This is a genomic window from Anaeromyxobacter oryzisoli (assembly GCF_022690765.1).
Lineage (GTDB): Bacteria > Myxococcota > Myxococcia > Myxococcales > Anaeromyxobacteraceae > Anaeromyxobacter > Anaeromyxobacter oryzisoli.
Genome location: NZ_JALCZA010000068.1, coordinates 1 through 25006 on the forward strand (window position 1 = coordinate 1; position 25006 = coordinate 25006).

The 25006-nt window shown below is 74.2% G+C and carries 17 protein-coding genes and 1 pseudogene; 9 read left to right on the forward strand and 9 right to left on the reverse strand.

The window, feature by feature from the left end; all coding sequences use genetic code 11:
• Together MNZ27_RS17830 and priA are read right to left on the reverse strand one after the other, a co-directional pair.
• A pseudogene (locus MNZ27_RS17830) lies at positions 1 to 540 on the reverse strand (DUF4388 domain-containing protein); the annotation flags it as partial.
• A 111-nt stretch (positions 541 to 651) separates the two neighbouring features.
• Positions 652 to 2868, reverse strand: coding sequence for a replication restart helicase PriA (gene priA, locus MNZ27_RS17835; RefSeq protein WP_242395453.1), 2217 nt, complete (start codon positions 2866 to 2868; stop codon positions 652 to 654).
• Positions 2869 to 3213: 345 nt separating this feature from the next.
• Here priA and MNZ27_RS17840 point away from each other — a divergent pair, with 345 nt between their 5' ends.
• Positions 3214 to 3876: a hypothetical protein gene (locus MNZ27_RS17840; RefSeq protein ID WP_242395454.1), complete on the forward strand. Its 663-nt coding sequence runs from the start codon at positions 3214 to 3216 to the stop codon at positions 3874 to 3876.
• A gap of 1051 nt (positions 3877 to 4927) precedes the next feature.
• Here MNZ27_RS17840 and MNZ27_RS17845 read toward each other — a convergent pair.
• On the reverse strand, positions 4928 to 5572 hold the full coding sequence (locus tag MNZ27_RS17845) for a YqiA/YcfP family alpha/beta fold hydrolase (protein WP_242395455.1): 645 nt from the start codon (positions 5570 to 5572) through the stop codon (positions 4928 to 4930).
• A 73-nt stretch (positions 5573 to 5645) separates the two neighbouring features.
• Here MNZ27_RS17845 and MNZ27_RS17850 point away from each other — a divergent pair, with 73 nt between their 5' ends.
• Entirely contained in the window at positions 5646 to 6248 is a 603-nt protein-coding gene (locus tag MNZ27_RS17850; RefSeq protein ID WP_242395456.1) for a YiiX/YebB-like N1pC/P60 family cysteine hydrolase, read from the forward strand.
• Between the two features lie 27 nt (positions 6249 to 6275).
• Here MNZ27_RS17850 and MNZ27_RS17855 read toward each other — a convergent pair whose 3' ends face one another.
• Positions 6276 to 7589 carry a replication-associated recombination protein A gene (locus MNZ27_RS17855; protein WP_242395457.1) on the reverse strand — a complete coding sequence of 438 codons (1314 nt, stop codon included), beginning with the start codon at positions 7587 to 7589 and terminating at the stop codon, positions 6276 to 6278.
• Positions 7590 to 7614: 25 nt separating this feature from the next.
• Here MNZ27_RS17855 and MNZ27_RS17860 point away from each other — a divergent pair, with 25 nt between their 5' ends.
• The 5 genes from MNZ27_RS17860 (at position 7615) to MNZ27_RS17880 (ending at position 14000) form a co-directional block, all read left to right on the forward strand.
• Entirely contained in the window at positions 7615 to 8454 is an 840-nt protein-coding gene (locus tag MNZ27_RS17860) for an NAD(+)/NADH kinase (protein ID WP_242395458.1), read from the forward strand.
• A 337-nt stretch (positions 8455 to 8791) separates the two neighbouring features.
• Positions 8792 to 10618 carry a DNA repair protein RecN gene (gene recN, locus MNZ27_RS17865; RefSeq protein ID WP_242395459.1) on the forward strand — a complete coding sequence of 609 codons (1827 nt, stop codon included), beginning with the start codon at positions 8792 to 8794 and terminating at the stop codon, positions 10616 to 10618.
• A gap of 166 nt (positions 10619 to 10784) precedes the next feature.
• Entirely contained in the window at positions 10785 to 11573 is a 789-nt protein-coding gene (locus MNZ27_RS17870) for a Stp1/IreP family PP2C-type Ser/Thr phosphatase (RefSeq protein ID WP_242395460.1), read from the forward strand.
• A gap of 258 nt (positions 11574 to 11831) precedes the next feature.
• Entirely contained in the window at positions 11832 to 12749 is a 918-nt protein-coding gene (locus MNZ27_RS17875; RefSeq protein ID WP_242395461.1) for a M23 family metallopeptidase, read from the forward strand.
• 45 nt (positions 12750 to 12794) lie between these two features.
• Positions 12795 to 14000 (forward strand): CapA family protein, encoded by a 1206-nt coding sequence (locus MNZ27_RS17880; RefSeq protein WP_242395462.1) that lies wholly within the window; start codon positions 12795 to 12797, stop codon positions 13998 to 14000.
• Between the two features lie 8 nt (positions 14001 to 14008).
• Here the strand turns inward: MNZ27_RS17880 and MNZ27_RS17885 are convergent, their stop codons facing one another.
• Positions 14009 to 14662: a CHAP domain-containing protein gene (locus tag MNZ27_RS17885; protein ID WP_242395463.1), complete on the reverse strand. Its 654-nt coding sequence runs from the start codon at positions 14660 to 14662 to the stop codon at positions 14009 to 14011.
• 287 nt (positions 14663 to 14949) lie between these two features.
• Between MNZ27_RS17885 and secA the strand changes: the two genes are divergently transcribed.
• Positions 14950 to 17781, forward strand: a complete 2832-nt coding sequence (gene secA, locus MNZ27_RS17890; RefSeq protein ID WP_242395464.1) for a preprotein translocase subunit SecA — start codon at positions 14950 to 14952, stop codon at positions 17779 to 17781.
• A 218-nt stretch (positions 17782 to 17999) separates the two neighbouring features.
• Here secA and MNZ27_RS17895 read toward each other — a convergent pair whose 3' ends face one another.
• Positions 18000 to 19298 carry an outer membrane protein assembly factor gene (locus MNZ27_RS17895; protein WP_242395465.1) on the reverse strand — a complete coding sequence of 433 codons (1299 nt, stop codon included), beginning with the start codon at positions 19296 to 19298 and terminating at the stop codon, positions 18000 to 18002.
• Positions 19299 to 19339: 41 nt separating this feature from the next.
• Positions 19340 to 20947, reverse strand: coding sequence for an outer membrane protein assembly factor BamB family protein (locus MNZ27_RS17900; RefSeq protein ID WP_242395466.1), 1608 nt, complete (start codon positions 20945 to 20947; stop codon positions 19340 to 19342).
• Here MNZ27_RS17900 and MNZ27_RS17905 point away from each other — a divergent pair.
• The gene (locus MNZ27_RS17905) at positions 20921 to 21901 is read left to right on the forward strand and encodes an SEC-C metal-binding domain-containing protein (protein ID WP_242395467.1); all 981 of its coding nucleotides are present in this window, start codon (positions 20921 to 20923) and stop codon (positions 21899 to 21901) included. The two genes, MNZ27_RS17900 and MNZ27_RS17905, sit on opposite strands and share 27 nt — an antisense overlap.
• Positions 21902 to 22119: 218 nt before the next feature.
• On the opposite strand, the gene MNZ27_RS17910 is transcribed toward MNZ27_RS17905, so the two are convergent.
• Both MNZ27_RS17910 and MNZ27_RS17915 read right to left on the reverse strand, forming a co-directional pair.
• Positions 22120 to 23418, reverse strand: coding sequence for an outer membrane protein assembly factor (locus tag MNZ27_RS17910; protein WP_242395465.1), 1299 nt, complete (start codon positions 23416 to 23418; stop codon positions 22120 to 22122).
• 41 nt (positions 23419 to 23459) lie between these two features.
• Positions 23460 to 25006 (reverse strand): outer membrane protein assembly factor BamB family protein (locus MNZ27_RS17915; RefSeq protein ID WP_242395468.1); only part of this gene is annotated, 1547 nt, incomplete at its 5' end.

Below are 25006 nucleotides of genomic sequence, written 5' to 3' on the forward strand. Positions count from 1 at the left end.
GGCGCGCGCTCCGGGCGTGGCCGCGACGGCCTGCTTCACCGGCGCGCCCCGCGCACCAGGCTTCGGGGACGCCGCGGCCGCGTGCTTCGCGGGCGCGACGGCGCGGGCGGCGGCAGGAGCGGCGGGACGTGGCCCCGGCTGGCTGTCGGGCGGCCCGAGCGCGATCACCGCCGAGGACGGCGCAGGCGCTCCCTTCGCGGCGGGGGGGACCGCGAGCAGCGCGCCCACCTCCTCCTGGAGCTGGGTGGGATCCACCGGCCGCGGGAGGATCCGCGCCCCGGCGGGCGTGCGCGGCGCCTCACCGAGCAGCACGATCGGGAGCCCCCCGCCCTCGTCGGCGAGCTGGAGCGCGAACCCGAGCGCGGCGCCGCCGTCGCAGGTCGTGGAGACGACGACCAGGTCCGGCCGCGCGGTCTCGCTCGCGGTGCCGGCGTCGGAGGCGTTGGTGGCGAGCACCGTCGCGTGGCCGGCTCGCGCGAGGGCGCGCTTGACGGCGGAGATCTCGGCGATGTCGTCGTCGACCAGGAGGATGCGGGCCACGCGCGGCGATTATGCATCGCCCCCGCGCGAGGGGCCAGGCGGGCGGGCGCACGTCGGTCCTCCACCCACCCGATACCGCTCCGCCCCGTGGGCGGCCGGAGGTCGAGGCGTTCACATCATCGAGTAGGGGTCCATGTCGAAGCGGATCGTCGCGCCGCCCGGAGGCCGGAGCGCGACCCTCGCCAGCGCGGCGTGGACCCGGAACAGCGCCTTGGGCGCCTCGGCCCGGAACAGCAGGTGCCAGCGGTATCGCCCGCGGAGCCGCTCGATCGCCGCCGGCGCGGGCCCGAGCATCGCCACCTCGCCCTGGAGCGCCGGCCGCGCGGCGGCCGCGAGCGCCTCCGCGGCGCGCCGCGCGCCCGCCTCCGATCCCTCGATCCGCGCCGCCATCATCCGCGTGAACGGCGGGTACCCGAGCGCCCGGCGCCGCTCGAGCTCTCCCTCGGCGAACGCGGCATAGTCGTGGCGCGCGGCGAGGGCGATCGCGGGCGTGCGCGGGTTGAAGGTCTGCACGACGACCCGCCCCGCCTCCGCGCCGCGCCCGGCCCGCCCGGCCACCTGGGCGAGGAGCTGGAACGTCCGCTCGGCGGCGCGGAAGTCCGGGAGCGCGAGCGCGGTGTCGGCGAGCACGACGCCGACCAGGGTCACGCCGGGGAAGTCGTGCCCCTTGGTGACCATCTGCGTGCCGATCAGCACGTCGAGCTCGCGCCGGGCGAAGCGCGCGAGCACCGCGGCGGTCTCGTCGGCGGAGGTCACCGCGTCGCGATCGAGCCGCGCGACGCGCGCCCGGGGGAACAGCGCGCGCACCGCCTCCTCGACCTGCTCGGTCCCGACCCCCACGCCGGAGCGGACGCCCCCGCACGCCGGGCAGCGCGCGTCCACCCGCTCGGTCCGGCCGCAGTAGTGACAGAGCAGGATCCCGCGCCGCGCGTGGTGCGTGAGCGACACGGCGCACTCGGTGCACCGTGCCTCCTCGCCGCAGACCTCGCACGTCACCAGGGTCTCGTAGCCGCGGCGGTTCAGGAACAGGATCGCCTGCTGGGAGGCCTCGAGGGTCCGGCCGATCGCCTCGCGGAGCTCGGGCGCGAGGAGGCCGGGGAGGCCGATGTCGCCGCCGCGGCGCAGGCGGGACAGGTCCACGAGCTCGACCGGCGGCAGTGGCCGGTCGTCCACGCGCCCGGGCAGGTCGAGCTTCCGGTACCGGCCCCGCCGCGCGTTCTCGAGGCTCTCGAGGGAGGGCGTGGCCGAGCCGAGCACGAGCACGGCGCCCTCGCGCTTCGCCCGGACCACCGCGAGGTCGCGGGCGTGGTAGGCGGGGCCGTCCTCCTGCTTGAAGGAGGGGTCGTGCTCCTCGTCCACCACGATGATGGCGAGGTCCTGCACCGGGGCGAAGATCGCGCTCCGCACGCCCACGCAGATCCGCGCGTCGCCCCGCCGGAGCCGGAGCCACTCGGCGTGCCGCTCGGCGCCGGAGAGCCCCGAGTGCATGAGCGCCACGTCGTCGCCGAACCGCGCGCGGAACCGGCCCGAGAGCTGCGGGGTGAGGGCGATCTCCGGGACGAGGACGAGGGCCCCCTTGCCGGCGGCGCGGGCGCGGGCGATGGCCTGGAGGTAGACCTCGGTCTTGCCCGAGCCGGTGACGCCGTGGAGGAGGAACGCCTGGAACCCGCCGGCGGCCCCGTCGATGGCGGCGACCGCCGCGGCCTGCGCGGGGGTGAGCGCGGGCGCGGTCGCCGCCGCGGGGAGGACGCCGCCTTGCGCCACCGGCGTCTCGGTCTCGAGCCGGACGAGCCCGCGCCGTTCGAGGGCGGTGAGGGCCGCGCGTCCTTTCGGGAAGGCGGCGCGGAGCTCCTCGACCGGGATCCGCCCCCGGGCGAGGAGGTACCCCAGCACCGCGCGCTGGGCGGGCGCGCGGGCGAGGGCCTTCGGATCGGCGGCGGCGCGGTCGGCCCCCTCGGCGGGCGCCGCGTACTCGACGCCGCGCCGGGTCGGCCCCGCCTCTCCGCCCCGGGCGTTCAGGCCGGGCGGGAGGGCCGCCCGGAGCAGCTCGCCGGGCGGGACGAGGTAGTAGTCCTCCGCCCAGCGGAGCAGCTCGACGAGCTCCGGGGTGAAGGGCGGGAACGGATCGAGGACCTCGACCACGTCCCGGAGCTCGACGCCGGCCGGCGGCGCCTCCGGGAAGCCGACGACGTAGCCCGTCGCCCGCCGGCTCTTCCCGAACGGCACGACCACCCGCTGCCCGAGGGAGATCGCGGGCGCGAGGTGTGGCGGGACGCGGTAGGTGAATCGGCCGCGGACCGCGGCGGCGACGGCGACCTCGACGAGCACCCGGCGAGTGTAGCGCGCGCCGGGCGCGCCGCGCGCGGGCGCGGGATCGCCTCCGCCCGGCGCCGCGGGTGCTAAAACGGCCGACCATGATTCGAGAACGGTCAGCGGGGAGGGGCCCCACCGCAGGTGGGGAGGGGCAGCGCCCCTCCCCGCGGGACAGCGCGCGCCAGCGCGCGTGGGCCCCGCGGAGCAGGGGTGGGGCCCCGGCGAGCTTCGCTCGACGGGGCGGGGGCGCAGCCCCCGTGTAACATGGCTAAACGAGGGCGCGAGGCGCGACACCGAAGGTGTTCGCGAATCGCGAACCTCGTTTAGAGTGGCGTCCCTTCCATCGAACAAGGAGGAAACGTGAACTTCGATCTTCGCTGCCTCGTCGCGGCGCTCGGCGTCGTCACCGTGGTCGCCTGCGGGCAGAAGCAGCCCCCGCCGCCATCCGCCCAGCCCGCTCCGCAGCAGGCGCCCCAGGCCGCGCCCGCCCCCGCCGAGCCGCCCGCGGTCGCGGCCCCCGCGGAGCAGCCCGCCGCGCCCACGGTCCCGCAGGCGAAGCCCGCCGAGGCGAAGCCGGCCGAGCCCGCGAAGCTCGAGGCGCCCAAGCCGGCGAAGTCGGCGAAGCCGGTCGCGCCCGCCCCGGCGGCCCCGACCGCCGCGACGAAGCCCGCGACGCCCGCCCCGGCGAAGTCCGCCGAGCCCGCCCCGGCTGCGGCGCCGTCCAGCCCTGCGGAGGCGGCCCCCGCCGCGGCGCACGCCAAGGTCGGCCCGCAGAAGTGCAAGATGTGCCACCGCGTCCAGTACGACTCCTGGGCGGCGTCTCCCCACCAGGCGAAGGGGCTCGACTGCGAGGGCTGCCACGGGAACGGCGGCGACTACTGGAACGCGAGCGTGATGCGCGATCGCGCGAGGGCGACGGCGGCCGGGCTCGTGACGCCGGACGTCTCGCTCTGCCGGAGGTGCCACGGCGCGAAGGCGGACGCCTCGCTCCTCCCGAGGGCGCACGCGCACAAGGGAGGGTGACCGGGGGGAAAGGCTCGGGGAGGCCGGGGCACGGTCCACGGGGGGTGACCCGAACGCGAACGCGAACGCGACCCCGTACCCGTCACCGTGCCCGTGACCGTTCCCGTATCCGTGCCCGCCTCCCGCATCCCGCTTCCCGTGGCCCGTGTTTCCGTCGGATCGCGGGGATCGGGCCACGGGCCACGCGACCCGGTTCACGGGTCACGGAGAAGCCGGTGACGGTGACGGGCACGGATAACGGAACGTCCCCGACCCCGAACGCGAACCCGTACCCGTGACCGTGACCGTTCCCGTATCCGTGCCCGCCTCCCGCATCCCGCTTCCCGTGGCCCGTGTTTCCGTCGGATCGCGGGGATCGGGCCACGGGCCACGCGACCCGGTTCACGGGTCACGGAGAAGCCGGTGACGGTGACGGGCACGGATAACGGAACGTCCCCGACCCCGAACGCGTACCCGTACCCGTCACCGTGCCCGTGACCGTTCCCGTATCCGTGCCCGCTTCCCGCCTCCCGCTTCCCGTGGCCCGTGTTTCCGTCGGATCACGGGGACCGGGCCACGGGCCACGCGACCCGGTTCACGGGTCACGGACAAGCCGGTGACGGTGACGGGCACGGATAACGGAACGTCCCCGAGCCCGAACGCGAACGTACCCGTGACCGTGACCGTGCCCGTGACCGTTCCCGTATCCGTGCCCGCCTCCCGACTCCCGCTTCCCGTGGCCCGTGTTTCGGTCGGATCACGGGGATCGGGCCACGGGCCACGCGACCCGGTTCACGGGTCACGGACAAGCCGGTGACGGTGACGGGCACGGATAACGGAACGTCCCCGAGCCCGAACGCGAACGTACCCGTGACCGTGACCGTGACCGTTCCCGTATCCGTGCCCGCCTCCCGCCTCCCGCTTCCCGTGGCCCGTGTTTCCGTCGGATCACGGGTACCGGGCCACGGGCCACGCGACCCGGTTCACGGGTCACGGAGAAGCCGGTGACGGTGACGGGCACGGATAACGGAACGTCCCCGACCCCGAACGCGAACCCGTGCCTGATGCCTTCCTACCGTGCGCCGGCGAAGGGCGCGAGGAACGCGCGCGCCTCGGTGAACACGAGGTCGAGCGAGTCCGCCAGCTCGTGCCCGTCGTCCACCGGTACGAGCCGCGCCGCTGGCGTGCGGGCCACGAACGCCTCGACGTCCTCGAACGGCACCGTGTCGTCGCGCCGGCCGGAGACGCAGAGCGTGGGGACCCGGACCTCGGGGAAGGCCGGCCAGCCGCGCGCGTCCTCGTGGAACGGCCACCCGAGCCGGCGGCGTCGCCCCGACGCGAGGTGGTCCACCTCCAGCCCGTTCGCCTTCCACGCGGCGCGGTCCGCGTCGGTGAGCCGGCGCTCCCAGCGCTCGAAGAGGCGCACCGCCGGCGCCATCAGCACGAGCCGCTCGATGGACGGGTCGCGCGAGGCGGCGACCGCCGCCAGGTAGCCCCCGAGCGAGCTGCCGATGATCGCGTGCGGGGGCGGGGCGGCGGCGAGGAGCCGCTCGGCGACGGCGAGCATCGAGGACGGCGTGGACCGCTCGAAGCCGTCCTCCCCCGGGGTGAGATCGGGGATCACGAGGTGGACCCCGATCGCGGCGAAGCGGTCCGAGAGGACGCGCGCCTTCCTGGAGGACGGGCCGGAGGCGAAGCCGTGGAGGTAGAGGAGCACGCGGAGAGGTTAACCGAGTCGCCCGCGGCACGCCGCGTGCTCTCTTCCCCGGCATCATCGGAGAGGAGCCGTCATGACGCTTCCGTTCGCCCGCGCGTGTACCGTCGCCCTCGTCCTCGCCGTGTCCGCCGGGACACGCGGCGCCGAGCCCGCGCTCGAGCCGGGCGACGTCGTGTTCCAGACGTCGCGCTCGGCGCAGTCGCTCGCGATCCAGGAGGTGACCGCGAGCCCATGGTCGCACGTCGGCATCGTGGACGTGGGCGCCGACGGCCCGTACGTCATCGAGGCGATCGGCCACGTGTCGCGCACGCCGTGGCGCGCCTGGCGGGCGCGCGGTCGGAGCGGCCGGATCCTCGTGCTCCGGGCGCGGCTGCCGGCGGCGGCGCGCGCGCGCGCGGTCGCCGCGGCGGGCCGCTTCCTCGGGCGGCCGTACGACCCCCGGTTCGAGTGGGGCGACGACCGGCTCTACTGCTCGGAGCTCGTCGCGAAGGCGTACCTCGCCGGCGCGGGCCGCGCCGTCGGCAAGCGCGAGCGGCTCCGGGACCTGCGCCTCGGCGCCCTCCGCGCCGCGCTGGCCGCCCGGTACGGCGGCCGGATCCCGTGGAACCGCCGCCTGGTGACGCCGGCGTCGATCGCGGCGGACCCGCTCTTCTACCCCGTGTACGGGTCGCCCTGACGGCCCCGCGGCCGGACCGGGCCGCGTCTAGCGCGGCTTCGCGGCGCGGAGCGCCTGGAGCCGCTCCGCGAGGGTCCGCTCGAGGCCGTTCCCGGAGAGCTTCACGAGCTCCTCGCCCCGGATCGCGTCCGGGAGGTACTGCTCGGCGACGTAGTTGCCCTCGAAGTTGTGCGGGTAGCGGTAGCCCGCGCCGTAGCCGAGCCCCTCCATCAGGCGCGTCGGCGCGTTCCGGAGCTTGAGCGGCACCGGGAGCGGCCCGCGCTCCCGCACGAGCCGCCGGGCGTTGCCGTAGCCGGTGAGCGCCGCGTTCGACTTCGGCGCGAGCGCGAGGTAGATCGCGGCCTGGCTCATGGGCAGCACGCCCTCGGGCAGCCCGACCAGCTCCACGGCCTGGAGCGCCGCCACCGCGACCTGGAGCGCCTGCGGGTCGGCGTTCCCGACGTCCTCGGACGCGAAGATCACCATCCGGCGGAGCACGAAGCGCGGGTCCTCCCCGGCCTCGAGCATGCGGACCATGTAGTAGACCGCCGCGTCCGGATCCGAGCCGCGCATCGACTTGATGAACGCCGAGACGACGTTGTAGTGCTGCTCGCCCGCCTTGTCGTAGAGGATGGTCTTCGCCTGGAGCGCGTCCTCCGCGTCGGCGCGCTCGATGGTGGCGCGGCCGGCGAGCCGCACCGCCGCCGCCGAGACCTCGAGCGCGTTCAGGGCGCGCCGCGCGTCGCCGAAGCTGGCGCGCGCGATGGCCTCGCGCGCGTCCGGGGCGAGCGCCACCGCGCCGGCGAGCCCCTCCTTGGCGCTCAGCGCGCGGTCCACGAGGGCGCCGAGCTCCTCCTCGGTGAGGGCGCGCAGCGTGACGACGCGGCAGCGGGAGAGGAGCGCGGCGTTCACCTCGAACGACGGGTTCTCGGTGGTCGCGCCGATGAGGATGACGGTGCCGTCCTCGACGTGCGGCAGGAACGCGTCCTGCTGCGCCTTCGTGAAGCGGTGGATCTCGTCCACGAACAGGATGGTGCGCTTGCGGTGCAGCTTGCGGCGATCCCGCGCCGCGGCGACGATCTCGCGGATCTCCTTCACCCCGCCGAGCACCGCGCTGAACGGGACGAAGTCCGCGCCAGTGCGCTGGGCGACGATCCGCGCCAGCGTCGTCTTCCCCGTCCCGGGCGGCCCCCATACGATGAGCGACGGGACCTGGTCCGCCTCGATCGCGCGGCGGAGGGCGGTGCCCGGGCCGAGCACGTGCTCCTGACCGGCGTAGTCCTCCAGGCGACGGGGGCGCATCCGCTCGGCGAGCGGCTTGCCGGAAGGGTCCTCCTGCGCGGCGCGATCGAACAGGTCCATGGGGAGGGCTAATATAATGCCCCGCATGGACGGCCATCCGGTCCCGGTGCCACACCGCATCGGCATCATCCACAAGGTGTCGAGCGCGGAGGCGTCCGAGACCGCGCTCTACGTCGCCCAGTTCCTGCGGGCGAAGGGCGTCGAGGTCACCGAGGACGAGGCGGAGATCGCGAAGGTCGCCGAGCTCGTGGTCGTCCTCGGCGGCGACGGCACGCTCATCCACGCGGCGACCGTGCTCGACGGCCGCCCGGTGCCGATCCTCGGGGTCAACATGGGCAGCCTCGGGTTCATGACCGAGGTCCCCCAGTCGAGCATGTACGACGCGCTCGAGAGCGTCCTCGCCGGCCGGGCGGCGCTCTCCGAGCGGATGAAGCTCAGGGTGCACCTGCACCGCAGCGGCAGCCCCGACCGCGCGCTCGACACCGAGGTCCTGAACGACGTGGTGCTCGCCAAGGGCGCGCTGTCGCGCATGGTCGAGCTCGACACGCGCATCTCCGGGAACTACGTCACCACCTACAAGGCGGACGGGATCATCGTCGCGACGCCGACCGGCTCGACCGCCTACGCCCTCGCCGCGAACGGCCCCATCGTCTACCCGACCATGCGCGGCGTCATCGTCGCGCCGATCTGCCCCCACACGCTCACCCAGCGCCCGCTGGTCGTCCCCGACGACGAGAACATCGAGATCCTCCTCGTGAACGACAGCGAGGTGTACCTCACGCTCGACGGGCAGAAGGGGCTGAAGCTCGAGCGCGGGGACCGGGTCCAGGTGAAGCAGTCGTACAACCGCGTCCTCCTCGTGCGGAACCCTCAGATCGACTTCTTCGGGATCCTCCGGGCCAAGCTGCGGTGGGGTGAGCGGTAGGGCGTCGGTCGCGAGGCGGCCGGCGCGGGGAGCTGGTCCCCCGTGCCCGTGCCCGTGCCCGTGCCCGTGCCCGTCACCGTTCCCCGTGCCCCGTGCCCGACTCCCGTGTCCCCTGGCCCGTCGCCCCGTGATCCGTGATCCGACGGTGCGGTCGGGCCACGGGGATCGGGCCACGGGGATCGGGCCACGGGCCACGGGAAGCCGTCTACGGGGCACGGAGAGGCCGGTGACGGTGACGGTGACGGATCACGGGCCGGCATCCGATGCGCGCGCCGCGCCCTGAACGTGCGACACCTGAAAACTTGATCAGTGTCGGAGGCCCATGGATCATGGCCGCATGCTCACGACGCTGCGCATCTCCGGCCTGGCGGTCGTCGACGCGGTCGAGGTCCGGTTCGGCCCCGGGCTGAACGTCCTCACCGGCGAGACCGGCGCCGGCAAGTCCATCCTGGTGAACGCGCTGCACCTCGTGCTCGGCGGGCGGATGACCGCGGACATCCTGCGCGAGGGCGCGGACGAGGCGCTGGTGGAGGCGCTCTTCGAGCTCCCCGGGTCACACCCGGTCTTCGGTCGGCTCGAGGCGGCCGGGGTGCCGCGGCCGGCGGGCGAGACCGCCGAGCTGCTCGTCCGCCGGGTCGCGGCGCGCGGCGGGCGCGGGCGCGCGTTCGTCAACGGCTCCCTCTGCACCGTCTCCATGCTCGAGACCGCGCTCCGCGGCGTGGTGGACATCTCCGGCCAGCACGAGCACGTCTCCCTGCTCGATCCGGCCACCCACCTCGAGCTGCTCGACGCGTTCGCCCTGCGGGACGGGGCGGCCGAGCCGGGCGACGGAGAGTCCCAGGCGATGGGCGACGCGGAGCCGACCCTCCTCCGGTACCGCGCCGTCCACGCGGCGCTCGCCGCCCTCGTCCGCGAGCGAGACGCGCTCGTCGCGGACGAGGGCGAGCGGGCGCGGCGGGCCGACTACCTCCGGTTCCAGCTGAAGGAGCTCGCGGCGGCGGATCCTCGGCCCGGCGAGCTCGAGGCCCTCGAGTCGGAGCGGCGCGTCCTCGCGTCTGCGGAGAAGCTCCGCGAGGCGGCGCACTCCGCAGAGGGGCTCGCCTACGGCGAGGAGGGCAGCGCCTCCGAGCGGGTGGGGCAGGCGGCGCGCGCGCTCGCCGAGGCGTCCCTGCTCGATCGCCGGCTCGAGGCGCCGCTCGGGCTGCTGCGCTCGGCGGCGGTCGAGCTCGAGGAGGCCGGGCGCGAGCTGGGGCGTTACGCCGAGCTCGTGGGCGGCGACCCCGAGCGGCTCGCCGAGGTCGAGGACCGTCACGAGCACCTCCGCGCGCTCGCGCGGAAGCACGGGGGGTCGCTCGAGAGCGCCATCGCGCGGCGCGCCGAGATGGAGGCCGAGCTCGCGCGGCTCTCGGGGGGCGGCGATCGGCTGAAGGAGCTCGCCGGGGAGATCGAGGCGCGCGGCAAGGAGGCCGTTCGCCTCGCCGGGGCGCTCACGCGCGCTCGCGCAGAGGCGGCACGCGACTTCGCCGCGGCGGTGCGGCGTGAGCTCGAGGGGCTCGCCATGGGGCGCTGTCGCCTCGAGGTCGAGCTGCTGCCGCCCGAGGGCGGGATCGAGCTCGGCGGCAAGGTCCTCGGGCCCCACGGCGCCGAGCGCGCCGAGATCCTGATCGCCCCGAACCCCGGCGAGCCTCCGCGCCCGCTCGCGCGGATCGCGTCCGGCGGCGAGCTGTCGCGCGTCCTGCTCGCGGTGAAGCGGACGCTGGCGCGGCGGGACCCCGTTGCGACCTACGTCTTCGACGAGGTGGACGCCGGGATCGGAGGGGCCGTCGCGGAGGCCATGGGGCGTGTCCTCTCCGACGTCTCGAAGGGCCGTCAGGTCATCTGCGTCACGCACCTGCCGCAGGTCGCCGCGTTCGCCGACCGGCACCATCGCGTCGAGAAGCGGGTCGCGGGGGGGCGGACGCAGACGACGGTCTCGCTCCTCGAGGCGGACGAGGACCGGCGTCGGGAGGTGGCGCGCATGATGGCGGGGGTCACCGTCACCGCGTCCGCCATCGAGCACGCCGCCGCGCTGATCCAGGCGGCCCGGCTCCCGCCGCTCCCGGTCGAGAAGGGGCGGCGGGCGGTCCCTGCGCGGGCCGCGGCGCGCCGGCTCAGGGCGGGGTGAGGACGGCGTCGCCCGCTTCCGGCGAGCCGTCGCCGAGGGCGGGCACGGGAGGACCGAGCAGCGCGGGGACGAGCCTGCCGCGCGGGGAGGGAGCGTGCGCCGAGGTCGCGGGGGTGGGCGAAAGGCTGCGTTGACCCTCCGCCGTTCGCGAGGTTACGCTCCATACGTGGCGGGGACGCAAGCTCTCACGATCGCGGCGAGCGGCCAGACCGACGTCGGCCAGCGGCGCGATCACAACGAGGACGCGTACCTCGTCGATCCCGACCTGAAGCTCTTCGTGGTCGCCGACGGCATGGGCGGGCATGCCGGCGGAGGCACCGCCTCCCGGCTGGCGGTCGAGACCATCCGCGAGGCGGTCGGGCAGGCGCGGGAACGTGATCCTCGGCTCTTCGAGAGCCCGGCGGGCGTGGAGGAGAGCCCCATCCCGGACGTGCTCCGCCGGGCGGTCGAGGCGGCCTGCGAGCGCATCTTCCAGACCGCCCAGGCGGAACCGGAGCTGACCGGGATGGGGACCACGGTCACGGCTGCCCTGGTCGAGGGGGCCGGCGCGTACGTCGCGCACGTCGGCGACTCGCGCTGCTACCTGGTCCGGGGTGGTCGCATCTACCAGATCTCCGAGGATCACTCGCTCGTCAACGAGCAGCTCAAGGCCGGAGCCATCAGCGCCGAAGAGGCGAAGCACAGCCGGTTCAAGAACATCATCACCCGCTCCGTCGGCTTCGAGCCGAAGGTCCAGGTCGACCTGATGGGCGTCGAGCTCCAGGAGGACGACGCGCTCGTCATCTGCTGCGACGGGCTGTCGAACCTCGTGGACGATCCGGAGATCCTGCAGGTGGTCGAGGAGACCTCGCTCGACGACGCTCCCGCTCGCCTGATCGCGCTCGCGAACGCGCGCGGCGGGGACGACAACATCACCGTCATCGTGATCCGAGCGCGCGCTTCCGCACAGGCGTGAGCTGAAATCGGTCGAAGCCCCGGTTCGCACCGCCCGTGCGCGTGCGACTACGTGCCGCAGCTTGCAAGCGCCCGTAAGGGCTCCCGATCGGGGCGGGAGGCGCAAAGCCCTTTCTTGACAGGCAACTTGACCGTCTGCTACCCGTCTGGTCGCTTCCAGGTCCGCCCCCCGGTATCCGGGACTGGCGTTCACACCCGCGGTCGCGGTCGATAGCCTTCCGGCGCGACGAACGGATGAAAGCTCGGAGCGAACGACGGAATGGCCGTACCGCCCAAGAGCCAGGTATTCACCGTCATCGTGGTCAGCGACCACTCGCAGGCCGTCCGGAAATTCCGGCTGCCTCGCAAGTGGCTGCAGAACGGTGCCTACGTCGGCGGTGGGGTCCTGCTCCTCGGCCTCCTCGTGGTCGGCCACTACTTCTCCCTCCTCGGCGCCTCTTCCGAGAACGCGGTGCTCAAGGAGGAGAACGCCCAGCTCCGCTCGCAGATCCTCCTGGTCCAGGAGAAGGTGGCGCACATCTCGGCGACCCTCGATCGGGTCGAGCGGTTCGACGCGAAGCTCCGCACCGCGGTGACCCAGCTCCAGGATCCCGAGCGGAACCTCGCGATCGGCCCGGTGGGCAATCCCGAGGCGGAGGTGGCGATCCCCGGCCCCGCGGTGGCGGCGGAAGGCAACCTCTCGGCGCTCCCCGGGAAGCTCACCTCGCTCGAGACCGAGGCCTCCCGGCAGGAGCAGAGCCTCCGCGAGCTCCAGGAGTACTTCGACGATCAGCGGTCGCTGCTCGCCTCGACCCCCTCGATCTGGCCGACGCGCGGCTGGGTGACCTCCGACTTCGGCACCCGCATCGACCCGTACACCGCCGAGCGGCGGATGCACCAGGGCCTCGACATCGCGACCCCGCACGGCCAGCCCATCTACTCGCCCTCGGACGGCACGGTCGTGTTCGCCGGGACCGAGTCCGGCTACGGCAACGTGCTCGTCCTGGACCACGGCTACGGCGTGAAGACCCGCTACGGCCACCTCTCGGCGATCTACGTCCACCTCGGCGATCGGATCCGGCGCGGCGACCGGGTCGCGGCGGTCGGCAACACCGGGCGATCGACCGGCCCGCACCTCCACTACGAGGTGCGCGTGAACGGAATCCCCGAGAACCCGCGGAAGTTCATCCTCGAGTAGTGCGCCCGGCGCCTCGTCGCGCGCGTGCGCGCCGCCCGGATCCCCGTGACCAGGACCACGACGCTCCTGCTGCTCGTCGCGCTCGCGGCGGGGTGCGCGCACGCCACGGGCGGGCGAGCGGGCGAGGCCCCGGAGGGCGAGGCCCCGGGCGCCAGGCCTCGGGCCGCGGTGACGGCGCCGACCTCCCCGAGCACGGAGCCGGAGGCCCGGGGCGCGACGCCCGGCGAGGCTCGCGCCCCCCGATCCGACCTCCCCGTCACCTTCGTCGCCGTCGGGGACGTCATGCTCGGCTCGACCTTCCCGGACGAGACCGGCGGGCAGCTCCCCCCGGACGACGGCAGGCGCCTCCTCGCGGAGGTGACGCCGATCCTGTCCGCGGCGGACGTCGCCTTCGCCAACCTCGAGGGCCCGCTCCTGGACGGCGGCATGAGCGAGAAGTGCAAGGGCTCGCAGAGCGGCCGCTGCTACGCGTTCCGGGTCCCGGTCCGGTACGGGGAGCGGCTCCGCGACGCCGGCTTCGACGTGGTGAGCCTCGCGAACAACCACGCCGGCGACTTCGGGGACGAGGGACGGCGGTCCACCCGCGCGGCGCTCGACCGGCTCGGGATCCGTCACGCCGGGGCGCCCGGCGAGGTGGCGTGGCTCGAGGTGCGCGGCGCCCGGATCGCGCTCGTCGCGTTCTCGGTGTCCGCCGGCACGAACGACCTCCGCGACCTGCCGGGCGCGGTCCGGATCGTGGGCGACCTCGCGAAGCAGGCGGACCTGGTCGTCGTCTCGTTCCACGGGGGGGCCGAGGGCGCGGCGTACCAGCACGTGCCCCCGGGCGCCGAGTCGTTCTACGGCGAGGACCGCGGCGATCTGCGCGCCTTCTCCCACGCGGTGATCGACGCCGGCGCGAGCCTGGTGCTCGGGCACGGCCCGCACGTGGTCCGCGGCCTCGAGGTCTACCGGGGGCGCCTCGTCGCCTACTCCCTCGGGAACTTCGCGACGTACGGCGGGATGAACCTGTCCGGCCCGAACGGCCTCACCGTCCTCCTCGAGGCGCGGCTCGCGCCCGACGGCACCTTCCTCGGCGGTCGGCTCCACGCCGGCCGGCAGGAGCGCCCCGGCGGACCGCGGCTCGACCCCGCGCGCGCGATCGTCCCGATGGTGCGGCGCCTCTCGCTCGAGGACTTCGGCGCCGCGGCGGTGCGGATCGCCGACGACGGGACCCTCGCGCCGCCCGCCCCGCCCGCGCAGGCCTCGCGTTGATCCGGTGCTCAGCGCGGGAGCCGGGCGAGATCCACCCGCCCGTAGCCCGCGAAGAGCTGTCCGGCGAGGAGCGGGATCCCGGGGGGCTGCGAGCGAGCCTTCACGCGGAGCGGTGTGTTCAGCTCGGCGCCGTCCGGGCCGCGCGCCGCGTCCGGCCGGTCGAGGTTCAGCCGGCCGCGCGCGACGCCGCGGTGGCCGACGTGGAGGAACGTCACCGTCCCGTGGGCGACCGACTCGACGACGCCGACGTGGGTGAGGCCGTCGTCGGCGCGCCCGTCGCGGTCGCGGTCCCAGGTGTCGTGGAAGAAGACCAGATCGCCAGGGCGTGGCCACTCGCCGCCGCCGCCGAAGACCGCGCCGTACGCCTCGACGGCCTTGAACGCGGCGGTGACGCCGGACGTCTCGCCGGGCGCGACGCGCTGCATGAGCCGGCGGAGCGGGATCCCCTCGGCCTCGTAGACCGCCTCCACGTAGCCCACGCAGTCGGGGCGGAAGCTGGCGCCGTCCACGGTGAACGGGCGGGCGGGGCCGACGAGGCCGCTCGCGCGGGCGACGAGGCGCTCCGCGAGGACCTCCTCGTCCGCCGGGCGCGCCGCGCGCCCAGCGCCGGCGCAGGCGAGGAGGAGGGCGGCGAGGAAGGCGAGCGCCAGGACGCGGGCCACCCCATCACTCTAGAAGAGGGGCCCCGGCTGTCAAAACCTCGCCCAGGTGTGCGAAGGTGCTCTCATTTGCTTTCATCTGGCGCGGAGTTACCTAAGCAGGTAGCCTCGGCGGCCCTGCGGAGCGCGAGCTCCGGAGGCCCGCGGAGCGTGAGCTCCGGAGGCCATGAACGGCAGGGAAGGCGTCGCGGCGGCGGAACGCGTCCGGCCGGGCGCCTGTTCTCGTCTGGAGGGGCGCGGCGCGGCGCCCGCGCCTCGGGGCACCCGCGAACCGGAGATTCGAGCAGAACATGTTCAACTACGTGATGAAGAAGGTGGTCGGGACGAAGAACGAGCGGGAGCTGAAGAGGATCCGCCCGCTCGTCGCCCGGGTCGCCGAGCTCGAGCCCCGGATGAAGGCGCTCCGGCCCGAGGACTTTCCGCGGCTCACCGCCGAGTGGAAGGAGCAGGTCCGGAAGGGCCGCCCGCTCGACGAGCTCATGCCCGAGGCGTTCGCCCTCGTCCGCGAGGCGGGCGTGCGCGCCCTCGGGATGCGCCACTTCGACGTGCAGCTCATCGGCGGCGCGGTCCTGCACTCCGGCAAGATCGCCGAGATGAAGACCGGCGAGGGCAAGACGCTCGTCGCCACGCTGCCCTGCGTACTGAACGCCCTCTCCGGCCGCGGCGTGCACGTCGTCACGGTGAACGACTACCTCGCGCGCCGCGACTCCGAGTGGATGGGGCGGCTCTACCGCTACTGCGGGCTCTCGACGGGCGTCATCGTGCACGGCCTCACGGACGCCGAGCGGCAGCAGGCGTACGGCGCCGACATCACGTACGGTCAGAACAACGAGTTCGGCTTCGACTACCTGCGCGACAACATGAAGTTCCGGCTCCAGGACTACGTCCAGGGCGAGCTGAACTTCGCGATCGTGGACGAGGTGGACTCCATCCTCATCGACGAGGCCCGGACGCCGCTCATCATCTCGGGCCCGTCCGACGAGTCGTCGGACCTCTACTACAAGGTGAACCTGGTCATCCCCGCGATGATCCGCGACGTCGACTTCACCGTCGACGAGAAGTCCCGGACCATCGTGATGACCGACGCGGGCGTCGAGAAGATCGAGAAGAAGCTCGGGGTCCGGAACCTCTACGCGCCCGAGGAGATGGAGACCCTCCACCACGTCGAGCAGGCGCTCCGCGCGCACCACCTCTACCGGAACGAGGTGGACTACGTGGTGAAGGACGGCGAGGTGGTCATCGTCGACGAGTTCACCGGCCGCCTCATGCCCGGCCGGCGCTGGTCGGACGGCCTCCACCAGGCGGTCGAGGCGAAGGAGGGCGTCAAGATCGAGAACGAGAACCAGACCCTCGCGACGATCTCCTTCCAGAACTACTTCCGCATGTACTCGAAGCTCGCGGGCATGACCGGCACCGCGGACACCGAGGCGGAGGAGTTCGCGAAGACCTACAACATCGACGTCGTCGTCGTCCCGACCAACAAGAAGAACGTCCGCAAGGACTCCGAGGACGTCGTCTACAAGACCGAGGGCGAGAAGTTCAACGCCATCTGCGACGAGATCGGAGACCGGCACGCGAAGGGGCAGCCGGTCCTCGTCGGCACGGTGTCGGTGGCGAAGAGCGAGGTGGTGTCCTCGCTCCTCAAGCGGCGCGGCGTCCCGCACAACGTCCTGAACGCGAAGCACCACCAGCGCGAGGCGGAGATCGTCGCGCAGGCCGGCCGCAAGGGCGCGGTGACCATCTCGACCAACATGGCCGGCCGCGGCACCGACATCATCCTCGGCGGCAACCCCGAGATGATGGCGAAGAACGAGGTGGGGCCGGAGCCGGACGCGCCGATGGAGGGCGAGGAGGAGGCCGTGTTCCTCGCGCGGAAGGCCGAGTGGGCGCGGCGGCTCGACGAGCGGATCGAGGAGCTCCGGGCCCAGACCGCGGCGGAGCACGACGAGGTGGTCGGCCTCGGCGGCCTGCACATCGTCGGCACCGAGCGGCACGAGTCGCGCCGCATCGACAACCAGCTCCGCGGCCGCGCCGGCCGGCAGGGCGACCCGGGCTCGTCGATCTTCTACCTGTCCCTCGAGGACGAGCTCATGCGCATCTTCGGCTCCGAGCGGATCCAGGGGCTCATGAGCCGGATGGGGATGAAGGACGGGGAGCAGATCGAGCACCCCTGGCTCACCAAGGCGATCGAGGGGGCGCAGCGGAAGGTCGAGGCCCACAACTTCGACATCCGGAAGAACCTCCTCGAGTACGACGACGTGATGAACCAGCAGCGCCGGTCGATCTACCGGCTCCGGCGCATGGTGCTGGGCTTCGGCGCGGGCGTCCCGGTCGTCGAGTACGACGAGGACGCGAAGACCCGGAAGAAGACGCGCCGGGAGCAGGTCTTCACGTGGCAGGACGCGCACGAGCACGTGCTCGACCTGATCGAGGACCTGGTCATCGACATGGTCGGCGCGAGCTGCCCGAACCGCATGGCGGACTGGAACCTCGACGGGCTGGCCGCGATGGTGAAGGACCAGTTCGGCGTCGAGATGAAGTTCGCGCCGCCCGCGGGCCGCGCCGCCGACGCGCGGCAGGGGATCGAGGAGCAGGTCTTCAACGTCGTCGAGAAGGTGTACCAGGCGAAGGAGGAGGAGCTCGGGAAGGATCCCGACGGCGTGCCGGTGCTGCGGCGCTGGGAGCAGTACCTGTACCTCCAGGCGATCGACCAGCAGTGGAAGGACCACCTGCTCTCGATGGACCACCTGCGCCAGGGCATCGGGCTCCGCGGGTACGGCCAGAAGGACCCGAAGCAGGAGTACAAGAAGGAAGGCTACGAGATGTTCGTGCAGATGACCTGGCGCGTGAAGAGCGCGGTCGTCGGCAACCTGCTCCGGCTCCACGTCGTGCGCCAGGAGACCGCCGAGGAGATCGAGGCGAAGCGGCTCGCGCTGCAGCGCAAGGCGCTGCAGCGGATCACCGAGAGCCACTCCGAGGGCGGCGACGGCGAGGAGCGTCCGCGCCCGAAGCAGGAGACGGTGGTGCGCACGCAGCCGAAGGTGGGCCGGAACGATCCGTGCCCGTGCGGCTCAGGCAAGAAGTACAAGAAGTGCCACGGCGCGAACGAGGCGATGGCGTAGGAGCCCCGGCCGTCCGGCTACCGCCTCGGGGGAGGGGCCGCGGCTCGGGGGCTCCGCCGCGCCTCGCCGTGGCCCGCGGTCCCTGGCGCGCCCCGCCGTGCCGCGGAACGCGGGGCAGGGGATGGGACGCGGGCCACGGGAGGACGGGCACGGGGCACGGAGAAGCCGGGTTCGGGTGCGCGTGCGGGTTCGGGAGCGTCCGGAGGCGGACGCCGGGCTCAGAACGCCTCGAGGACGAGGACGTACAGCTCCGGCCCCGCCCCCGAGAACGCGCCGTCCACCCGGATGTTCGCGCCTGCGTCGGTGAGCCTGAACCGGAGCCCCGCGCCGCCCGCGACCTTCGGGTTCGCGAGCGTGAGGTCGCGGAACGAGTGGGCGACGTCGCCGATCGACAGGAACGTCGCGGCGGAGACGCGCCCGCGGAGGGGCACGCGCAGCTCGGCCTGCGTCGCCCAGTCGAGCTGGTCGCGGTAGCGCCCCTCGCGGATGCCCCGCAGGAACCGCGTAGACCCGAGCTTCGGCAGGAGCGTGAACGGCGTCGCGCCGTGGGCGCCCTCGAAGTAGCCCTGCAGCCCGAGGACCCGGCCGCCCCCGAGCGGCAGGAAGTGACGCAGCTCGAGGACGCCGCGGCCGAACGGATCGTGGTGGCCGAGCCCCTTCGGCGCGTAGACGTACCACGCCTGCGCGAGGGATCCGCGCCGCGTCCAGAAGGCGTTGTCGCGGGTGTCCCAGGTGACGCTCGCGCCGGCGCTCACCGCGGAGAAGCCCCGCGCGCCCACGACGTCGCCCGACGCGAGCGCGCCGCCCGCCTGGACGCCGCGGATGTCCTCGGCCCGGAGGTCGAGCCGAGGTCCGGCGCGCAGCCCGGGCACGCCCGGCACCGGCAGCTCGCCCGTGACCACCGCCTCGACCTCGCGCCGGGTGAACTTCTCGCGCTGCGAGGTGCGGGTGTCCGGGCCGAGCCCGTAGAACTCGTCGGGGAAGTCGATGGCGCGGAGGCGCCCCGAGACCAGGGCGCCGCCGGGCAGGTACAGGTCCCCGGCGACGTCGAGGGAGCCCTGCCGCTGCAGCGTGTACACCGCCGCGCCGAAGACGCTCGACGGCCGCTCGGCGTCCCGGAGCTGGAAGTGCAGCCCGCCGGTCGCGCCATAGCCGAGCTTGGTCTCCGGGAGCCAGAAGAGGACCGGGAGGGCGAACCAGGAGTCGTGATGCGTCGCCGCGGCGGCCGCCTCGGCCGCCGGGTGAGCCGGCGCCTCCGGGGTCGGCGCGGGCGTCGTCGGCATGCTCGGAGCCGTGGAGCCGTCCAGGCGGAGGGGCGGCAGGCCCGGGCCCGGCGGGCCGCCGTCCAGGTGGACGCCCAGGCCGAGGTCGAAGAGCGGCAGTTGGTGGCCAGCGGACGGGGCAACTTGGCCGGCCGACGGGGCGATCACCGGCCCGCCCGCCAGGGTGGCGACCGGCGTGTCGGGCGCCGGGGCGGCTGCGAGCGCGGCGGCCAGGAGAGCGGCGGCGATGGTCACGGAGTCGGTTCTCCTAACGCCCTCCGGCCGCGCGCGCAGCGTCAGCGCAGCCGGATCCCGTAGATCGTCCCGGCGCGCGTGCCGATCACCGCGAGGTCGTCGTAAACGGCGGGTGACGCCTCCACGGTGCCGTCGAGGGGGAGGGTGAACGCGACGGCCCCGTCCGCGGGATCGACGAGGAGGAGCCGCCCCCCGCGGTCCGCCTGGAGCAGCCAGGTCTTCCCGGCGGCCTCGTCGCGGACGGCCGTCGGCGAGGACCAGGCGTCGGTGCGGAGCCGCCGGCGCCACAGCTCCCGCCCGTCCGCCTTCGCGAGCGCGAGCATCGCGCCGCGATCCGGGCACCGCGAGAGCGTGAACACCACCCGGTCGGCGAGGTCGCCCCGCCCGACCACGGGCGTCGCGAAGACGCCCGCGTCGGTCGGGTGCGCGCTCGTGTGGTCGGCCCGGCACGCGATGTCCTTCTTCCAGCGCACCGCGCCGGTGCGGGCATCGAGCTTGCGGATGCGCGAGAAGCCGCGCTCGCCCTGCTCGTCCACCTCGGACGCGGTGTACAGCACCGGCCCGCCGGGCTCCTCGTCGAGCACGAGGCTCGCGTCCGTGTCGTCGCCCGCCTCGAACGCCCAGACCGGCCGGAACGTGGCGAGGTCGAGCGCCTGGATCGTGCCGGAGTTGTCGGCGAAGAAGGCGAGGTTCCGGTGTACGGCGACCGAGTTCTCGATCCCCTCGCGGACGGTGTGCGGATCGCGGAAGCGGTAGCGGAGGACCCGCGGCGCGACCTTCACCCTGAACTCGAGCGGGTCGAAGTCGGTGTGGAGCTCGAGGAGGTAGACGATCCCGTTCTCGCCGCCGACGAGGTACGTGTCGGTGTCGCGGTTCAGGAGGCCCGAGCCGTCGAACGCGCCCCAGCGGCGCCGCGCGGCGGGGTCGCGGCCCGGCAGGAAGAACATCTCCCGGCCGCTCACGAGGGAGTAGACGCGGAGGCCGATGGGCCGCTTCGCGGGGATCCCCTGGCCAACGAAGAGGAGCGGCCAGCCGCGAGGATCGAGGGAGACGCTCCCCTTGATGGGGTTGCCGGTCCGGATGGGAGGGCGCGTGGGCCTGCCCGTCCGGAGGTCGAGGAAGTAGACGTTCCCGTCGAGCGATCCCTGGATCACCTCGACGAGGTCGCGATCCGCTCGCCGCGGCCCGAGGGCCGGCATCGAGTAGCGCACCACGTCCGGCCAGCGGACCACGACCGGCTCCCCCGTCCAGCCCGCGCCGCCGCCCCAGCGCGCCGTCCCCGCGCCCGTCTTGAACCTCCAGGCGACCTCGAGCCGGCGCTCCGAGATGCGGCGCGCGCCCGTCGCGCCGCCGTCCCGCGCCGGGCCGCCGCGGAACGTGAGCACGCCGTCGATCTCGGTGTACCGGGCGGGGAACACCTGCGGCCGCAGCGGTGGCGGGAGCTCGCCGGTCCCGAGGAAGAGCTCGGAGCGGAGCGCCGCGAGCGAGCCGGGGGCTCCGGCGGCGACGACCGGCGCCGGGCGGGCCGGGCCGCGGACGGGCGCGGGCGCCCCTGCCGTGCCGGGAACGGCGCGTCGCGGCGCGGCTCCGAGCGGATCCAGGGGCTCATGAGCCGGATGGGGATGAAGGACGGGGAGCAGATCGAGCACCCCTGGCTCACCAAGGCGATCGAGGGGGCGCAGCGGAAGGTCGAGGCCCACAACTTCGACATCCGGAAGAACCTCCTCGAGTACGACGACGTGATGAACCAGCAGCGCCGGTCGATCTACCGGCTCCGGCGCATGGTGCTGGGCTTCGGCGCGGGCGTCCCGGTCGTCGAGTACGACGAGGACGCGAAGACCCGGAAGAAGACGCGCCGGGAGCAGGTCTTCACGTGGCAGGACGCGCACGAGCACGTGCTCGACCTGATCGAGGACCTGGTCATCGACATGGTCGGCGCGAGCTGCCCGAACCGCATGGCGGACTGGAACCTCGACGGGCTGGCCGCGATGGTGAAGGACCAGTTCGGCGTCGAGATGAAGTTCGCGCCGCCCGCGGGCCGCGCCGCCGACGCGCGGCAGGGGATCGAGGAGCAGGTCTTCAACGTCGTCGAGAAGGTGTACCAGGCGAAGGAGGAGGAGCTCGGGAAGGATCCCGACGGCGTGCCGGTGCTGCGGCGCTGGGAGCAGTACCTGTACCTCCAGGCGATCGACCAGCAGTGGAAGGACCACCTGCTCTCGATGGACCACCTGCGCCAGGGCATCGGGCTCCGCGGGTACGGCCAGAAGGACCCGAAGCAGGAGTACAAGAAGGAAGGCTACGAGATGTTCGTGCAGATGACCTGGCGCGTGAAGAGCGCGGTCGTCGGCAACCTGCTCCGGCTCCACGTCGTGCGCCAGGAGACCGCCGAGGAGATCGAGGCGAAGCGGCTCGCGCTGCAGCGCAAGGCGCTGCAGCGGATCACCGAGAGCCACTCCGAGGGCGGCGACGGCGAGGAGCGTCCGCGCCCGAAGCAGGAGACGGTGGTGCGCACGCAGCCGAAGGTGGGCCGGAACGATCCGTGCCCGTGCGGCTCAGGCAAGAAGTACAAGAAGTGCCACGGCGCGAACGAGGCGATGGCGTAGGAGCCCCGGCCGTCCGGCTACCGCCTCGGGGGAGGGGCCGCGGCTCGGGGGCTCCGCCGCGCCTCGCCGTGGCCCGCGGTCCCTGGCGCGCCCCGCCGTGCCGCGGAACGCGGGGCAGGGGATGGGACGCGGGCCACGGGAGGACGGGCACGGGGCACGGAGAAGCCGGGTTCGGGTGCGCGTGCGGGTTCGGGAGCGTCCGGAGGCGGACGCCGGGCTCAGAACGCCTCGAGGACGAGGACGTACAGCTCCGGCCCCGCCCCCGAGAACGCGCCGTCCACCCGGATGTTCGCGCCTGCGTCGGTGAGCCTGAACCGGAGCCCCGCGCCGCCCGCGACCTTCGGGTTCGCGAGCGTGAGGTCGCGGAACGAGTGGGCGACGTCGCCGATCGACAGGAACGTCGCGGCGGAGACGCGCCCGCGGAGGGGCACGCGCAGCTCGGCCTGCGTCGCCCAGTCGAGCTGGTCGCGGTAGCGCCCCTCGCGGATGCCCCGCAGGAACCGCGTAGACCCGAGCTTCGGCAGGAGCGTGAACGGCGTCGCGCCGTGGGCGCCCTCGAAGTAGCCCTGCAGCCCGAGGACCCGGCCGCCCCCGAGCGGCAGGAAGTGACGCAGCTCGAGGACGCCGCGGCCGAACGGATCGTGGTGGCCGAGCCCCTTCGGCGCGTAGACGTACCACGCCTGCGCGAGGGATCCGCGCCGCGTCCAGAAGGCGTTGTCGCGGGTGTCCCAGGTGACGCTCGCGCCGGCGCTCACCGCGGAGAAGCCCCGCGCGCCCACGACGTCGCCCGACGCGAGCGCGCCGCCCGCCTGGACGCCGCGGATGTCCTCGGCCCGGAGGTCGAGCCGAGGTCCGGCGCGCAGCCCGGGCACGCCCGGCACCGGCAGCTCGCCCGTGACCACCGCCTCGACCTCGCGCCGGGTGAACTTCTCGCGCTGCGAGGTGCGGGTGTCCGGGCCGAGCCCGTAGAACTCGTCGGGGAAGTCGATGGCGCGGAGGCGCCCCGAGACCAGGGCGCCGCCGGGCAGGTACAGGTCCCCGGCGACGTCGAGGGAGCCCTGCCGCTGCAGCGTGTACACCGCCGCGCCGAAGACGCTCGACGGCCGCTCGGCGTCCCGGAGCTGGAAGTGCAGCCCGCCGGTCGCGCCATAGCCGAGCTTGGTCTCCGGGAGCCAGAAGAGGACCGGGAGGGCGAACCAGGAGTCGTGATGCGTCGCCGCGGCGGCCGCCTCGGCCGCCGGGTGAGCCGGCGCCTCCGGGGTCGGCGCGGGCGTCGTCGGCATGCTCGGAGCCGTGGAGCCGTCCAGGCGGAGGGGCGGCAGGCCCGGGCCCGGCGGGCCGCCGTCCAGGTGGACGCCCAGGCCGAGGTCGAAGAGCGGCAGTTGGTGGCCAGCGGACGGGGCAACTTGGCCGGCCGACGGGGCGATCACCGGCCCGCCCGCCAGGGTGGCGACCGGCGTGTCGGGCGCCGGGGCGGCTGCGAGCGCGGCGGCCAGGAGAGCGGCGGCGATGGTCACGGAGTCGGTTCTCCTAACGCCCTCCGGCCGCGCGCGCAGCGTCAGCGCAGCCGGATCCCGTAGATCGTCCCGGCGCGCGTGCCGATCACCGCGAGGTCGTCGTAAACGGCGGGTGACGCCTCCACGGTGCCGTCGAGGGGGAGGGTGAACGCGACGGCCCCGTCCGCGGGATCGACGAGGAGGAGCCGCCCCCCGCGGTCCGCCTGGAGCAGCCAGGTCTTCCCGGCGGCCTCGTCGCGGACGGCCGTCGGCGAGGACCAGGCGTCGGTGCGGAGCCGCCGGCGCCACAGCTCCCGCCCGTCCGCCTTCGCGAGCGCGAGCATCGCGCCGCGATCCGGGCACCGCGAGAGCGTGAACACCACCCGGTCGGCGAGGTCGCCCCGCCCGACCACGGGCGTCGCGAAGACGCCCGCGTCGGTCGGGTGCGCGCTCGTGTGGTCGGCCCGGCACGCGATGTCCTTCTTCCAGCGCACCGCGCCGGTGCGGGCATCGAGCTTGCGGATGCGCGAGAAGCCGCGCTCGCCCTGCTCGTCCACCTCGGACGCGGTGTACAGCACCGGCCCGCCGGGCTCCTCGTCGAGCACGAGGCTCGCGTCCGTGTCGTCGCCCGCCTCGAACGCCCAGACCGGCCGGAACGTGGCGAGGTCGAGCGCCTGGATCGTGCCGGAGTTGTCGGCGAAGAAGGCGAGGTTCCGGTGTACGGCGACCGAGTTCTCGATCCCCTCGCGGACGGTGTGCGGATCGCGGAAGCGGTAGCGGAGGACCCGCGGCGCGACCTTCACCCTGAACTCGAGCGGGTCGAAGTCGGTGTGGAGCTCGAGGAGGTAGACGATCCCGTTCTCGCCGCCGACGAGGTACGTGTCGGTGTCGCGGTTCAGGAGGCCCGAGCCGTCGAACGCGCCCCAGCGGCGCCGCGCGGCGGGGTCGCGGCCCGGCAGGAAGAACATCTCCCGGCCGCTCACGAGGGAGTAGACGCGGAGGCCGATGGGCCGCTTCGCGGGGATCCCCTGGCCAACGAAGAGGAGCGGCCAGCCGCGAGGATCGAGGGAGACGCTCCCCTTGATGGGGTTGCCGGTCCGGATGGGAGGGCGCGTGGGCCTGCCCGTCCGGAGGTCGAGGAAGTAGACGTTCCCGTCGAGCGATCCCTGGATCACCTCGACGAGGTCGCGATCCGCTCGCCGCGGCCCGAGGGCCGGCATCGAGTAGCGCACCACGTCCGGCCAGCGGACCACGACCGGCTCCCCCGTCCAGCCCGCGCCGCCGCCCCAGCGCGCCGTCCCCGCGCCCGTCTTGAACCTCCAGGCGACCTCGAGCCGGCGCTCCGAGATGCGGCGCGCGCCCGTCGCGCCGCCGTCCCGCGCCGGGCCGCCGCGGAACGTGAGCACGCCGTCGATCTCGGTGTACCGGGCGGGGAACACCTGCGGCCGCAGCGGTGGCGGGAGCTCGCCGGTCCCGAGGAAGAGCTCGGAGCGGAGCGCCGCGAGCGAGCCGGGGGCTCCGGCGGCGACGACCGGCGCCGGGCGGGCCGGGCCGCGGACGGGCGCGGGCGCCCCTGCCGTGCCGGGAACGGCGCGTCGCGGCGCGGCCG

Bases quoted from the DNA above. Each gene is read 5' to 3' on its own strand.
- MNZ27_RS17850 (WP_242395456.1), top strand. From the start codon at position 5,646: ATGACGCTTCCGTTCGCCCGCGCGTGTACCGTCGCCCTCGTCCTCGCC.
- recN (WP_242395459.1), top strand. From the start codon at position 8,792: ATGCTCACGACGCTGCGCATCTCCGGCCTGGCGGTCGTCGACGCGGTC.
- MNZ27_RS17860 (WP_242395458.1), top strand. From the start codon at position 7,615: ATGGACGGCCATCCGGTCCCGGTGCCACACCGCATCGGCATCATCCAC.
- secA (WP_242395464.1), top strand. From the start codon at position 14,950: ATGTTCAACTACGTGATGAAGAAGGTGGTCGGGACGAAGAACGAGCGG.
- MNZ27_RS17855 (WP_242395457.1), bottom strand. From the start codon at position 7,589: ATGGACCTGTTCGATCGCGCCGCGCAGGAGGACCCTTCCGGCAAGCCG.
- MNZ27_RS17875 (WP_242395461.1), top strand. From the start codon at position 11,832: ATGGCCGTACCGCCCAAGAGCCAGGTATTCACCGTCATCGTGGTCAGC.
- MNZ27_RS17905 (WP_242395467.1), top strand. From the start codon at position 20,921: ATGAAGGACGGGGAGCAGATCGAGCACCCCTGGCTCACCAAGGCGATC.